Here is a 13,942-nt window from a genome sequence, read left to right on the forward strand (position 1 = left end):
GCATTTACCAGTTCCAAGGCCTCGGGGGTAGCAGTGCCGTTGTTTTTGCGCATCAACGCTTCGGCCATAGGTAATCGAGTAAATCTAGCGCAAAAGGAGGGTTATGAATATGCTTCACACCCGCAACAGCGCGGTATTAGTAAGTAAAAACGATTATTTTAAGCAGAATGATGAGTGGAATCACTTCCGTGGCGCAAAGGTACGAAAACAAATGCAGATTCAGTAATGACGCCCGCCGATGTAACGTGCGGGCTATACGAAATACAGAGCCTAGTAACAGTAAGGAAACCACACCATTAGACACCCATAGTACTGTCTCGGGCAGGGTCTGATTGAGGCCTAAATAGAGTAGCATAACAAGGGGCAGGAATAATCCCGTAAAGAGAATTGTGCGGATAAATTCCCGATACTGGACTATTACCAAGGACGTGACATCAAAGATGTAGCCCATCAACTCAAGAAAAAGGTACTTTCCTAATACGAAGGCCGCAATGAGGCTGGTGTAGAACAACACCCGCAGTACAATAGCTGACTCAGGCACGGCAAATAAGCGCCGTAGAATGACGATGCTCTGGATGTTGGTATGGATGGCAACAAGCAGCAGCGCAAAGGAGAGCGAGAAAATCAGAACGAGTAGGATATTGAGCCAGGTGATGGTAGGCTTCACCAAAAAGTCGGGCTCGTTGTTACCGCGGCGCCATAGCTGCTCAAACTGATAGATACGAGCAAAACCTGGTTGGTAGGAAGCTCGCAGGCCACCGTACAGCAGCCCGATCAGCAGCAAAAAGCCGATAAACACGGTCTGCCCCTGATGGCCACGAGGACGCGGAAGCGCCCTAGCTACAGTAGAGGCCGGCTTGCCAGAAGCCGCTGCTACCTCCGGAATAGCATTCGCAAACGATGATAGATTGGGCACCGCATCGGCGTGCCAGACACAGAGTAGATGTTGACCAGCCGGCGCAGAAGCTGGTAGGAAGGTAGCCAGATCCAGCGTGTAGGAGGCGGCGGCCGGTGAGGTGAAAATTAACTGGTTGTCCAGAAATAAGCACTCATTCTGACGAGCCACAAACGTGATGGGTAGGGGTCGGCTAGGACGCAGATTCACCCACTGATAATACGCATGCGCCGGCGCGTGGTAGCCGGGTAGGTACAGCGTCAGCCGGTTGCGAGACGCATTGTAAATCAGCCAATCGTTTGACAAGCCGCTTTTGGCAGATGGGGGCAATGGCCGATACTCAGCTGCACGGACGCCGCTGGGTAGGGTCAGCCAGCAGAGCAGCCATACCAACACCCAGCGCCAGTGGTGGCGTGTAGCAATTGAGTGGTTGGTCATCATAATCTCTGGCGAACTTGCTTGCTGTACTACTACGACGCTACTCGACGCTGTACACCCCGCCGGCTGTGGTATACGCCCAGAAAAACGCTCAACAATACCGAGAAAGCCACTAATGCCAGTATTAATAGAGTATTGCCTAGAGCGGAGAAGTTGATGACAAACAGAATCACTACTAGATTAAGCAGCCCTAGCAGTAGCACTGTACTTATCTGCTGAAAGCCCATAGCCAGAATACGGTGATGCACGTGGTTCTTATCGGGTGAGAAGGGTGAACGGCCCGCCAGCATCCGAATAATAAAGACGCGCAGAGTATCGAACAACGGTACAAACAAAATTCCTACCGCTACCGATGGCGACGAAGCGCCAAATGGCTGTCCCGTGGTAGCGCCCATCTCAACAAACTGAATGGTGAGTACCGACACGATAAATCCACACACCAAGGAACCAGTATCGCCCATGAAAATACTGGCGCGGTGGAAGTTATAACGTAGGAAACCGATAATACCACCTATCAGGCAGATAGCAACATAAGCGTAGTTTCCGTAAGAAGGGCCACCATAGCGTAGAAAGTAGTAACCAAACGTAGCGGAGATGATGCTTACAATGGTACCCGCCAGGCCATCGAGTCCATCAATCAGGTTGATGGCATTGGTGATGCCTACAATGGCCACGAATGTGATGGCATAGCTGACACCCATAGGTAGCTCGTGAATACCAAAGATGCCCTGGAAGCTGGTAATGCGGATTTCTATATCAGGCATCACCATAATGATACCAGTGGCCAATAGCTGCCCGATAAATTTTTTAGTGACAGAAATCGTCACCAAGTCATCCTTCAGTCCTACAAAAAACAGCACGATGCAACCCGCTAGCAGTTGTTGAATACCATTTTCCAGAGGCGCAAAAATGGTAAGCGCCGACATAAAGCCTGCGAAGATGGCTACCCCGCCCAAACGGGGGGTAAGTGACTCATGCACGGTACGCACGTTGGGCGTGTCGAGCATGTTTTTTAGGTGGGCGATGTAGATAATGGACGGCACGGCAAACAGCGCCACCAAAAACGACCACAGAGCCGACAGGACCAGTTTTACTCCGAGAACGGGCATCGTAACGTCAAGATCAAAGGGGGTGGGTGGAATCGGGCAGGATCGGATTAACTGTGCAGCACGCCTTCCTGCTCGAGCAGCGCAATGTGCGTCAGGTTGGCGGGCACAATAGAATCGGGAACGAAAATGAACTTCTTGTCGAAAATCTGTGCCCCGCGGTAGTAGCTGAGCCAGTATTGATTGTTGAGGTGAAACAGGGCCGGGTCGATGGGTTCGATGGGAACGGCGCTGCGGGGCTCTACCTCTGGCAAGGCATGACGCAGGGTGGAGGTGCGCACTGGCTCGCCCTGCGCATCAGTACCGTAGCCATTAGAACTTACGATAACGTTGCTGAGCGGAAAGGAATTGTAGTTCAACAAGTAGACCAGCCAACCGGGTTTGCCGTCTTCCACAACCGCGTCTTGGCTGGGCACTATGGCAATAGAAACGCCTTCTACCGGATCAAAGGAAATATCTTCTTTCATAGGTAATCAGTGGATAAAATGGACGCTCTATCGCAGCTATTCTTGCGTCAGCGTAGCTCCCAACAAGGTTGCCAAATGTGGTACCAAGCGGTCCGCAACCTCAGCCAAAGGCACAGCATGGCCCAACTCCTGCTCCATCGAGGTTACAGCTTTGTCGTCGATGCCGCAGGGGATGATATGACCAAAATAATCAAGGTCAGTATTGACGTTGAGCGCGAAGCCATGCATCGTTACCCAACGGCTGCACTTGACGCCCATTGCACAAATCTTGCGCGGGTTGGGGGCGCCTTCCTCCCAGTCGAGCCAGACGCCGGTGAGGCCGGCAATGCGCCCGGCGGAGATGTCAAAGTCGGCTAGGGTGAGGATAACGGCTTCTTCCAGCACGCGCAGGTAGCGGTGAATGTCGGTGAAGAAATTATCGAGGTCGAGGATGGGGTAGCCTACCAGCTGGCCGGGGCCGTGGTAGGTGATATCGCCGCCGCGGTTGATGCGGTGAAACGTGGCACCGTGGTGCGCTAGGCCTACTTCATCCAGTAACAGGTGCTCAGGTTTGCCGCTCTTACCCAGCGTATACACGTGCGGATGCTCGCAGAGCAACAGGTAGTTGGGGGTAGGCGCAGGGGCTTCCCCTCGCTCGACGGCGTCGCGGTTCTGCTTTTTGCGCTCCAAGGTATCGGCTAGTAGGCTTTCCTGATAGGCCCAAGCCTCTTCATAGGGTTGCACGCCCAAATGACGCACATGTAGCGCACGATTTTGGTGGGGCGTAGCAGTAGGCGTAGCACTGAATACCGAACTAGTCGGAGCCGATGTACTGCAAGAAGTAAGCAATGTGTCCATCCTAATTGAAAACTGCGGTGTACAAAAAGTAAGCCGCGCTGGCTAGTAATTACATCCTCTCGGCCTGCCAATAATGGCTACCTACAATCCCGGTGACGGGTCGGTGCACAAACCACTTCAAAGGTACTAGATTTAGCACCAACCCCATTCGTGCTGCTCCCCTACCCTACCCCCGTATGATGACTCCCGCGCACCAACTCGGCCAAGCCGGCGAAGATGCCGCCGCCGCGCACCTCACGGCGCAAGGGTATACCGTTGTGCAACGCAACTACCGTTACCGCCGTGCCGAAATCGACTTAATTGCCACGCTGGACGACGAGTTGCTGGTATTCGTGGAGGTGAAGGCGCGCTCTACCTCACAGTTCGGCTACCCCGAGGCGTTCGTGACGGAGCGCAAACGGCAATTGTTTCGCCTGGCCGCCGAGCAGGTACAGGAAGAACTGAACTGGCACGGCGACATTCGCTTCGACGTTTTGGCCGTAACGCCCGTAGCTGCTGGCTTCCGGGTAGAGCACTTTGAGGATGCGTTTTATTGAGACCAGGGACTTCACAATAGTGTGTCATCCTGAGCTTGCGAAGGACCTTATGTCTATTGAACGAGTCGTTATGACGTCATTCGTTTTGGCATCATAAGATCCTTCGCAGGCTCAGGATGACAGAAAAATTCACTCACCCCTACCCCTACTTCCGGCGGGTGTTGCCCGGCCGACGGCGGTCTACAGGGTCTGCGTCAGCAGTGCCGCGCTTGTCGTAGCCTTTCTCTTTGTCGAAGACCAGCACGCCGTTGCGGTTATATTCCATCACCAGTTCGGGTGTGGCTACCTCTGGCTCGTAGCCCGATTCGCCGTAGGCGTATACATAGTGGCGGCGGTCTTTCAGATTACGGAAACCCCAGTAGTTGATCCACTGTCCTACCTTCTTGCCATTCTCAAACTGGCCATCCCACTCGCGCTGGCCGTTTTCGTTGTAGCGCACATAGTCGCCTTCCAGCTCGCCATTCACGTAGGGAATCACTTCTTTTAGCTGCTTGTGTTCAGCGTCGTAATAGGAAATGACGGCGTCGCGGGGGAAGCCCATTTCATAATGCACTTTGTCTTGCAGGATGTTGTCGGGCGTGGTTACCTCCCAACGGAGGTGACGAGTGCCCACGGCGTAGAAGCCGGTTTCTACTACTTTGCCACCTTTTAAGCGCTTATAAGGGCCATGCAGTACGAGGCTTTTGGGATCTAACTCACCAGGCCCAGCTTTATACACACGATGCTTACCAGCATCGTAGATGTAGCGCCCAGGTGCGTAAAGGTTAGGCTGCTGAAAGTTTTTGAGGTAGTAGAATATCTCAACCTGCTGATTCTTTCCCTTTGGCCCAGACTTAGCATAGCCCTTCTTTATAGGCTGGCCCATGAAGATATTTTTCTTCTTTTTAGGTTTGCGCTGCTCTGCTTTGGCCTTTGCTTTCGCTGCTTTTTCCTGCTCTTTGGTCAGGGTCACGCGCTTGTTGGTGAGCGAGGGCGCCTTGGCCGTGTCGCTGGCGGTGGTCAGAGAATCGATGGTAGCCAGCAGGGTAGCCGCGTCGGGCTGACTGCTGAACGACACGGTTTTGCGGGTACAGGCCTCCGTCAGCGGCAGCAACAGGGCCAAAAGTCCGACAAGGGGTAAACGGGTACTACGCATGCAAACAGAGTAGGGAAGGCAGACAAATGGTATTCCAGCCAAACGTAAAGATACACCGCTTTGGTGCCCAATAGTAAGTGGTGAGATAGTGAAATGGCGAGGTACTACCTGCTACAATTTCAACGCAAACCACTTTTCTTCAACAAACAAAAAGCCCGCCGACCTCATTATAGGCCGCGGGCTTTTGTACTGTTTAAGACTTCTCAGACTTTCTTGTACTGAGCAGTCAGCCTTATTCGGCCGTTAGGAGGTCAGCACTGCGTTTTACGAAAGCTGTTAGTGCCTCACCCTTCAGCATGCCCTGGCTGAGCAAGGCCAAGTCGAAGGCTTGCTTAGCTAGCTTCTGGCCAGCTTCACCTTCTTGAGCCAGCACGCGCTGGGCTACCGGGTGGTTGGCATTCACGCTCACGGTGTAGCTGTCGGGTAGAGAGCCGAACATTTGCATGCCGCCACCGCCGCCCACGCGCTGCATATCCTTCATGCGGCGCATAAACTCAGGTACCGTCACAATCACCGGCGCATCCTGCGGCGACAGGGCTTCTACCTGCACCTGCATATGCTCGTTGTTGATGGCGGCTTTGTAGACCTCCGTCAGCTTAGTTTTGTCGTCGTCGCTGAGTACGCTTTCGGTGGTTTCGTCCTTCTCAATGAGCTTGCCCACCGTGTCGGCATCCACGCGCTTGAAGGTCACTTTCTCCAGCTTCTGCTCCAGCTGCCCAATGAAGTGCGGGTCGAGCACAGCGTTCAGCTTCAGCACCGAGTAGCCCCGATCCAAAGCAGCTTGCACGTAGCCGTGCTGGGCCTCTGGGTCGGTGGTATATAGGATAACCGTCTGCTCGTTCTTGTCCTTCTGGTTGGCCTGAATATGCTCCTGATATTCGTTCAGGGTGTAGTACTTATCGGTGGTGTCTTGCACCAACACGATGTCCTTGGCGCGGTCGTAGAACTTGTCGTCCGACAGCATGCCGTACTTCACAAACAAACCGATATCCGACCACTTCTGCTCGTAGCCTTCGCGGTCTTTGCGGAACAGCTCGGCCAGCTTGTCGGCTACCTTTTTGGTGATGTAGGTGTTGATCTTCTTCACCGCCGCATCGGCTTGCAGGAAGGAGCGCGACACGTTCAGCGGAATATCCGGCGAGTCGATTACGCCGTGCAGCAGCATCAGGAACTCGGGCACTACGTCCTTCACCTCGTCGGTAATGAACACCTGGCGCGAGTAGAGCTGAATTTTGTTGCGCTGCAATTGCAGCTCGTCCTTGATTTTGGGGAAGTACAGGATACCCGTCAGGTTGAAGGGGTAGTCCACGTTCAGGTGAATCCAGAACAGCGGCGGCTCCGAGAACGGGTACAGCTCCTGGTAGAACTTGGTGTAGTCCTCGTCCGTTAGCTCCGAAGGCTGCTTGGTCCAGATGGGCGCCGTCTGGTTGATGACCTCACCCTCAAACTCAATCGGGATGGGTAGGAACTTGCAGTACTTGCTGAGGATGCTTTTCAGCCGCGCTTCTTCCAGAAATTCATCCGAGTCGTCGGCCACGTGCAGCACTACATCGGTGCCGCGCTCGGCTTTCTCATGCTCTCCGGCGGGCTCGTCCAGGGTAAACTCGGTGCTGCCGTCGCAGGTCCAGTGGGCCGTCAGGGTATCGTCTTTATACGACTTCGACCAGATTTCCACCTCCTTGGCTACCATGAAAGCCGAGTAGAAGCCCAGGCCGAACTGCCCAATGATCTGGTCTTTGGTAGCGGCGTCCTTCTCCTTGTATTGCTCCACAAACTCGGTGGCGCCGGAGAAGGCAATCTGGTTGATATATTTCTTAATCTCCTCGGCCGTCATGCCAATGCCGCGGTCGGAGATGGTGATTTTGCGGGCTTCCTTGTCCACCGTCACGCGTACTTTCAGCTCGCCCAACTCGCCCTTGAACTCGCCCAATTGGGCCAGGCTCTTGAGCTTCTGAGTGGCGTCCACGGCGTTGCTCACCAGCTCACGCAGGAAGATTTCGTGGTCGGAGTACAGGAACTTCTTAATGATGGGGAAGATATTCTCGGTGTGAATCGAGATGCTACCTTTCTCTTGCATAACAGGAATATTAGGGTGAACAGACAATTTCAGGCGCCAGCCGGCGCAGTGCGTTGTTCCCTTCAAAAGATATTCCATGCAGCCCGGAGCTGCCAGTTTGACAGCGCATTAGCCTGCCCTACCCTCGAAACCGGCTTATACGTCGGCCAAGCACTGCCGCTGCAACTGCGCCGCGCAGTCTTCATCCATGAGCGACAGCCAGTCTAACGCCGACAGCATCTCAGAGAAATACTGCATATCGCAACGGACAGTGGGTAGTACCGACTACCACATTTTCCAGCACCAACTGATTGTGCACCGTGGAAGGGAGCAGTATGGCCAACGCCTGAATATGCAACTGCTGGTAGCGGGGCAACTAGCTTTCACTCAGCCAGGCTGGTGCACGGGGCTCACGGCTAGCAGGCTACTCACCTAGCCAATAAGCCATTATAGCCGTTGGCGCCTATAAGTACTATACGAATAGCATTTCCGGCGTATCGCTGGCAGCAGTAGGAAGCGGACTCGCTGGGCGCAGTATTCCTGATAGTAAGCGCAGCATCTTTTTCATAGCAGTAAAACGTAAACAGGTTGACTACTACAAAATTGCGGCGCTACTACTACCTTATTATTATGAGTAGGTTACGCTTACATAATGTTTGTCGGGCGCTGCCGAGGGTAACGCACTGGAGCAGTGCCATTCCTGCTGTAGCACCGAGGGCAGTGGCGAGTCTCCGGTAATCCATTCGAGTGCATCTTCTACCTCGGAAAAAAACTGAATGTCAAAATGAATAAGCGCCTGCCCCATCCATAGGATACTCTCCACTACCATCTGGTTGTAGAGGCTGCGGGGCGGCATCACCAATGCCACTTGCTGTAGCGGCTGACCGGCCATTTTCGGAAACCACGTCAGGCTGATCCACGCCTGCTCCATTATACAAATATCCGGCAAGTCGTGCAGATCCAGCACTACACGTGTAACTACGTGTTGTTCTGTTAGTTCTAGTACACGTGATAAGCCCTGTTTGAAATGCTGTATGGAGTGTCCAGCTCTCCATTGAGTGCGCAGCAGCTGTTGCTCATCAGCACACTGAATAATCATATAATCTAAGTTATATAGCATGATGAATGCAAAGGTATATTATTTTGTATTTATATGTGAATTATGCAAAAAATATTTACTCCATTCTATCATATAGATTTATAGTCTCTATGATAGAATGGCTATAAAAACTTGTATAACCCTCTAAATCAATGAAAATACGCTTATACTCGATATGTCATATGTACTATAATCACCCGCACCTTTGATTATATCCCGAAATTAGGAATAAGCTTTTCTGTAAATAGTTCAATTATGATAGTTAATTTATTAAATTGAATTATTTTTATACAACACGATTCAATGGCAGCCTACGAGCCATTGTACGACTTTCTATTACTTTTGAAACGACAAGACGCTGCTATACGGAGGCCGACTGCAATGGTTACCACTTGGCGCCTTATCTCATGCAGCCGCTTATGACTCGTTATCTGATTTTTGTTGGTCTGCTCGCTCAGAGTGCCTTCGCCCAAACGACTACTCCAGCGGCGTCTGTAGCACGCGCCACAGCGTCTCCGCCCGTTACGGGCCGCGTGACAGATGCCGATACACACGAGGCGCTGCCGGGAGTTACCGTCTTATTTCAGGATTTGCGCCAAGCCACTGCTACTGGTTCTGATGGGAGGTTTAGCTTCTCCAATTTGCCGCGCGGGCGGTTTTTGGTGCAGGTACGCTCCTTGGGTTATACTACCTTGGTGCGCACCGTAGACACGGGCAGCGGGCAGCCGTTGGAACTGGCTCTCATGCCGGCCACCACCGAAATCGGACAGGTAGTGGTAACGGGGGTGTCGGCGGCTACGGAAATGCGCCGCTCGCCTATCCCTACCACCATCATCAGTAACAAGGAGCTGAGCCAACGGGCCAGCACCAACGCGGTGGATGCGCTGGCCCACACGCCCGGCGTGGCTCAGATTACCACCGGACCGGCCATCAGCAAACCCATCATCCGGGGGCTGGGGGCTAACCGCGTCATCACTTTGAACAATGGCGCCAAGCAGGAAGGCCAGCAGTGGGGCGACGAGCACGGCATCGAAATCGACCAATACTCTGTGGACCGGGTAGAGATTATCAAAGGTCCCGGCTCGCTGCTCTACGGTTCCGATGGCATGGCCGGCGTCATCAACTTCCTACCCGCCGACCCGGTGGAAGAGGGCAAGGTAATGGGGTCGATATCGGCCAACTATCAGACGAATAACCATTTGCAAGGCTACTCGCTGATGAATGCTGGCAACCGCAATGGGCTGAATTGGCTGGTACGTGGCACTGGCAAAGTGGCCGGCCCCTACCGTAACCCCTACGACGGCCGCGTCTTCAACTCGGGCTTTCGGGAGTTGGATGCCAACGGCTACGTGGGACTGAATAAAAGCTGGGGGTTTTCGCACCTCACGTTCAACTCCTTCAACCAAGAGCTGGGCCTAACTGAAGGTGACCGGGACGAGGAAACTGGCCGCTTCCTAAAAGACGTGGGGGTAGGCAGCGACGCCGTGGCGGCCGTGCCCGTTAGCAGCAGCGACTTGCGCGGCTATGGTCTGTCGGTGCCGCGCCAGCAAGTGAACCACCTGCGCATTGGCACCGACAACAACTTCATTTTGGGCCAGAGCCGCCTGACGCTGAACGTGGGCTGGCAGCAAAACCTGCGCCGCGAGTTTGGCGACGTGCTGGCGCCCAACGAGCCCGAACTGTACTTTCAACTGCATACCGTAGACTACGCCGCCCGCTACTTCCTGCCCGAAACGAACGGCTGGAACACCACCTTGGGGGTGAGTGGGCAAGTACAGCAAAACCGCAACAAAGGCGTGGAATTCTTGATTCCAGCCTACCGTCTGTTTGATGGGGGTGTATTTGGCGTCACCAAGAAAACCATTGGCAAGCTCGACCTAAGCGGTGGTTTGCGCTACGACATTCGGCGCATCAAGGCCGAGGCGCTCTACCTGGGCGCCGATGAACAGCCCGTACCCGCCGATACGCCTGGTGCCGAGACTAAGTTTGGGAGCTTCACCAGCACCTTCCGCAACGTGTCGGGTAGTGCAGGCGGGGCCTTCAACGCCACCGACGACCTAACGCTGAAGGCCAACGTGTCACGCGGATTCCGGGCGCCCAATATTGCTGAGTTAGGTTCCAATGGGCAGCACGAGGGCACTATTCGCTACGAGATAGGAGAGCCGAATTTGCGGGCCGAGGTGAGCACGCAGCTGGATGCCGGCGTGAGCTACACCACGCAGCACATCAGCCTGAACGTGGATGCGTTTCACAACCGCATCAATCACTACATCTTCCCCAGCCGCCTAGCCACCGCCTCGGGCGCCGATTCTATTGCCGCCACCGGCGACCCAGTGTTTCGGTACGGGCAGGGCGATGCCCGGCTGGTGGGCGGCGAGGTCAGCCTCGATATTCACCCGCACCCGCTGGACTGGCTGCACTTTGAAAACACCTTCTCGATGGTGCGGGCCACCCAGCTCAACCAGCCCGATAGCACCCACTACCTGCCTTTTATTCCAGCCAATCGGTTTCAGTCGGAGCTGCGGGTGAACTTCCGCAAGGTAGGGCAGAGCCAGCATTTGGCTAATCTGTATGCCAGCTTTCTGGTAGAGCACACCTTTGCGCAAGACCGGTTTTACTCGGCCTACTCCACCGAAACCCGCACGCCGGGCTACACCCTCTGCAACGCTGGCTTGGGCGCCGATGTGCGCAACGCCAAAGCACAACCGCTATTTAGCCTCTACCTGGCCGCCAACAATCTATTCGATGTGGGCTACCAAAGCCACCTGAGCCGCCTGAAATACGCCGACGTAAACAACGTGACCGGCCGGCGCGGCGTATTCAACATGGGCCGCAACGTGAGCGTGAAGCTGGTAGTACCGCTGGCGTTCAATTGAGTGGCTGCGTAATTCCTACCTAGTCTGTCATCCCTCATCTGGCGTCCGCTTACGAAGGACCTTGTGTCAGTTGAACGAACATTGTACTAACGACTCGTTCCAGCGTGAGAAGGTCTTTCGACACTGGCTTGATGCGCTATATGTTCGGGATGACAGACGGTTTCCCCTCCCTCCTCCCGCATGGCACACCACCACAACCACTCGCACGACCACAACCATAGTCATGGCGGCCACAGCCACGGCATACCGGCTGACGGAAATTTTGGGAAGGCCTTTGGGTGGGGCATTGGACTAAACCTGGTGTTTGTAGTGGCGGAGGCGGCTAGCGGCTTCTGGGGCAACTCGGCGGCCCTACTTTCTGATGCCGGCCACAACCTCTCCGATGTGCTCAGCCTGGCCCTAGCCTGGGGCGCGGCGCTGCTGGCCAAACGGCAGGCCTCGGCTCGTTATACCTATGGGTACAAGAGTGCTACCATTCAGGCGGCGCTGGTGAATGCTGCTTTGCTGTATGCGGCGCTAGGCTTCATCTTATGGGAAACCATTGACCACCTGCGCCACCCCGAGCCGGTGAATGGCAAGCTGGTGATGCTGATGGCCGGCGCGGGCATTGCCGTTAATGGCTTCACGGCCTGGCTGTTCAGCAGCGGGCAAAAAGGCGACGTGAACGTGCGCGGCGCTTACCTACACATGCTCACCGATGCGCTGGTATCGGTAGGGGTAGTGGTGGGCGGAGCACTGGTGTACTTCACCAACTGGTTGTGGCTCGACCCGGTTATCAGCTTCCTGATTCTAAGCATCATTGCTTACGGTTCGTGGGGGCTGCTGCGCGAAACCGTGCAGCTCAGCCTGCAAGCCGTGCCCGACGGCATTGAGCTACCCGAGGTGCGCCAGTTTTTGCTGGATCAGCCCGGCGTGACGCAGGTGCACGATCTGCACGTGTGGCCCCTCAGCACCCAGGAAACCGCCCTAACGGTGCACCTAGTGCGCCCGGCCACCAGCGAGGACAATCAGTTTCTGAATCATTTGCAGGTGGAAATGCGGGAGCATTTCAACATTGGCCACATCACGGTACAGCTGGAAGATACCACGTCCGTGCCGCACGAAGACGGCTGCCACGGCTGCGAGGCAGCGCAGCAATCGGTAGCGGCGGCTAGCTAAGTTGCGGCGGGTAGGAGGAACTGCTTACATTGTTGCGGTCAACCTTTTCCTACCCATGCGCTCCCCTACCCCCTCTCCTAAAACAGCCTCCTTGCTCAGCGCCGTTGTGATTGTGGCCTCGCTGGGCTACTTCGTAGACATCTACGACTTGGTGCTTTTCAGCATTATTCGAGTGCAAAGCCTGAACGGCATCGGCATTACCGATGCCAACGCCGTGACGGAGCAAGGCCAGTACCTGCTGAGTATGCAGATGGGCGGCATGCTGCTGGGCGGCATTTTGTGGGGTGTGCTGGGCGATAAACGGGGGCGGCTGTCGGTGCTGTTTGGCTCCATCCTTCTGTATTCACTGGCCAACATTGCCAACGGCTTCGTGCAGACTATTGACCAATATGCCTGGCTGCGCCTGATTGCGGGGGTAGGGCTGGCCGGAGAACTAGGCGCCGGCATCACGCTGGTAGCTGAAAGCCTACCCAAAGAGAAACGCGGCTACGGCACCATGATTGTGGCCTCGGTGGGCGTATCGGGGGCTATGGTGGCGTATTGGATAGGCGCGGCGTTTGGCTGGCGCAACGCCTATTTTATTGGCGGCGGACTAGGGCTGGCGTTGCTGGCCTTGCGGGTAGGCGTGTTTGAGTCGGGTATGTTTGAGCAGGCCAAGCGCGAGGGCGTGGAGCGCGGCAACTTCCTGGCGTTGTTCAGCAACGGGGAGCGGTTTGGACGTTACTTGCGCTGCCTATTTTTGGGTGTACCCTTCTGGTTTCTGGTGGGCATTCTTATCACGCTGGCGCCGGAGTTTGGGCGAGAGTTTGGGCTGACTGGCCCCGTCACGGGTGGCCTGAGCATATTCTGGTGCTACTTCGGCCTCACGCTGGGCGATTTCACCAGCGGTGGCCTCAGCCAATTGCTGCGGAGCCGCAACCGTACCTTGCTGGCCTTCATTGTGGCTAGCGCCGTGATGGTGGGCGTGTATTTGTTTGGCCTGCGTGGTGCTTCGCCTACCCTCTTCTATGGAGTGTGCTTTCTGATTGGCTTTGCGGGCGGTTTTTGGGCGCTATTTGTGACGGTGGCAGCCGAGCAGTTCGGCACCAACCTGCGCTCCACGGTAGCCACCACGGCTCCCAACTTTGCGCGCGGTGCCATTGTGCTCATCAATCCGGCCTTTCTAGCCTTACGACCAAGTTTGGGCATGGTGGGCGCGGCCTTGGTTATCGGCGTCGTTACGCTAGCGTTGGCATTTTTTGGGGCTGCTACCCTTCCCGAGAGCTATGGTAAAGACCTCGACTATGTGGAATAAATAACTTGCGCCCCGTTCAACTGGGCACCGCCAATACCGTATACG

Annotated in this window: 11 protein-coding genes and 1 pseudogene; 5 read left to right on the forward strand and 7 right to left on the reverse strand. The window is 55.0% G+C overall.

Going from position 1 to position 13,942, the window contains the following annotated elements; translation table 11 throughout:
* Positions 1-136 precede the first annotated feature (136 nt).
* The 4 genes and pseudogenes from J4D97_RS10455 to lipB form a co-directional block, all read right to left on the reverse strand.
* The gene (locus tag J4D97_RS10455) at positions 137-1,336 is read right to left on the reverse strand and encodes a DUF4271 domain-containing protein (protein ID WP_208307541.1); all 1,200 of its coding nucleotides are present in this window, start codon (positions 1,334-1,336) and stop codon (positions 137-139) included.
* Between the two features lie 29 nt (positions 1,337-1,365).
* Positions 1,366-2,442 (reverse strand): MraY family glycosyltransferase, encoded by a 1,077-nt coding sequence (locus J4D97_RS10460; RefSeq protein WP_243900257.1) that lies wholly within the window; start codon positions 2,440-2,442, stop codon positions 1,366-1,368.
* Positions 2,443-2,489: 47 nt separating this feature from the next.
* Positions 2,490-2,906, reverse strand: coding sequence for a hypothetical protein (locus J4D97_RS10465; RefSeq protein WP_208307542.1), 417 nt, complete (start codon positions 2,904-2,906; stop codon positions 2,490-2,492).
* Between the two features lie 36 nt (positions 2,907-2,942).
* Positions 2,943-3,659: pseudogene (lipB, locus tag J4D97_RS10470) on the reverse strand (lipoyl(octanoyl) transferase LipB); the annotation flags it as partial.
* 260 nt (positions 3,660-3,919) lie between these two features.
* Here lipB and J4D97_RS10475 point away from each other — a divergent pair.
* Positions 3,920-4,279, forward strand: a complete 360-nt coding sequence (locus J4D97_RS10475; RefSeq protein ID WP_243900258.1) for a YraN family protein — start codon at positions 3,920-3,922, stop codon at positions 4,277-4,279.
* A gap of 145 nt (positions 4,280-4,424) precedes the next feature.
* Here J4D97_RS10475 and J4D97_RS10480 read toward each other — a convergent pair whose 3' ends face one another.
* Both J4D97_RS10480 and htpG read right to left on the reverse strand, forming a co-directional pair.
* Positions 4,425-5,414 carry a toxin-antitoxin system YwqK family antitoxin gene (locus tag J4D97_RS10480; RefSeq protein ID WP_208307544.1) on the reverse strand — a complete coding sequence of 330 codons (990 nt, stop codon included), beginning with the start codon at positions 5,412-5,414 and terminating at the stop codon, positions 4,425-4,427.
* A 232-nt stretch (positions 5,415-5,646) separates the two neighbouring features.
* Positions 5,647-7,491: a molecular chaperone HtpG gene (gene htpG, locus J4D97_RS10485; protein WP_208307545.1), complete on the reverse strand. Its 1,845-nt coding sequence runs from the start codon at positions 7,489-7,491 to the stop codon at positions 5,647-5,649.
* Between the two features lie 250 nt (positions 7,492-7,741).
* Between htpG and J4D97_RS10490 the strand changes: the two genes are divergently transcribed.
* Positions 7,742-7,906, forward strand: coding sequence for a hypothetical protein (locus tag J4D97_RS10490; protein WP_208307546.1), 165 nt, complete (start codon positions 7,742-7,744; stop codon positions 7,904-7,906).
* Positions 7,907-8,098: 192 nt separating this feature from the next.
* Here J4D97_RS10490 and J4D97_RS10495 read toward each other — a convergent pair whose 3' ends face one another.
* The gene (locus J4D97_RS10495; protein ID WP_185282223.1) at positions 8,099-8,401 is read right to left on the reverse strand and encodes a hypothetical protein; all 303 of its coding nucleotides are present in this window, start codon (positions 8,399-8,401) and stop codon (positions 8,099-8,101) included.
* Positions 8,402-8,988: 587 nt separating this feature from the next.
* Here J4D97_RS10495 and J4D97_RS10500 point away from each other — a divergent pair.
* The 3 genes from J4D97_RS10500 (at position 8,989) to J4D97_RS10510 (ending at position 13,897) form a co-directional block, all read left to right on the forward strand.
* Positions 8,989-11,445: a TonB-dependent receptor gene (locus tag J4D97_RS10500; protein ID WP_208307547.1), complete on the forward strand. Its 2,457-nt coding sequence runs from the start codon at positions 8,989-8,991 to the stop codon at positions 11,443-11,445.
* Between the two features lie 180 nt (positions 11,446-11,625).
* A complete protein-coding gene (locus tag J4D97_RS10505; protein ID WP_208307548.1) occupies positions 11,626-12,603 on the forward strand; it encodes a cation diffusion facilitator family transporter in 978 nt (325 codons plus the stop codon).
* 55 nt (positions 12,604-12,658) lie between these two features.
* Positions 12,659-13,897, forward strand: coding sequence for an MFS transporter (locus J4D97_RS10510; protein ID WP_208307549.1), 1,239 nt, complete (start codon positions 12,659-12,661; stop codon positions 13,895-13,897).
* The last annotated feature ends 45 nt before the right edge of the window (positions 13,898-13,942 follow it).

The organism is Hymenobacter defluvii, from assembly GCF_017589435.1.
GTDB classification, from domain to species: Bacteria; Bacteroidota; Bacteroidia; order Cytophagales; family Hymenobacteraceae; genus Hymenobacter; species Hymenobacter profundi.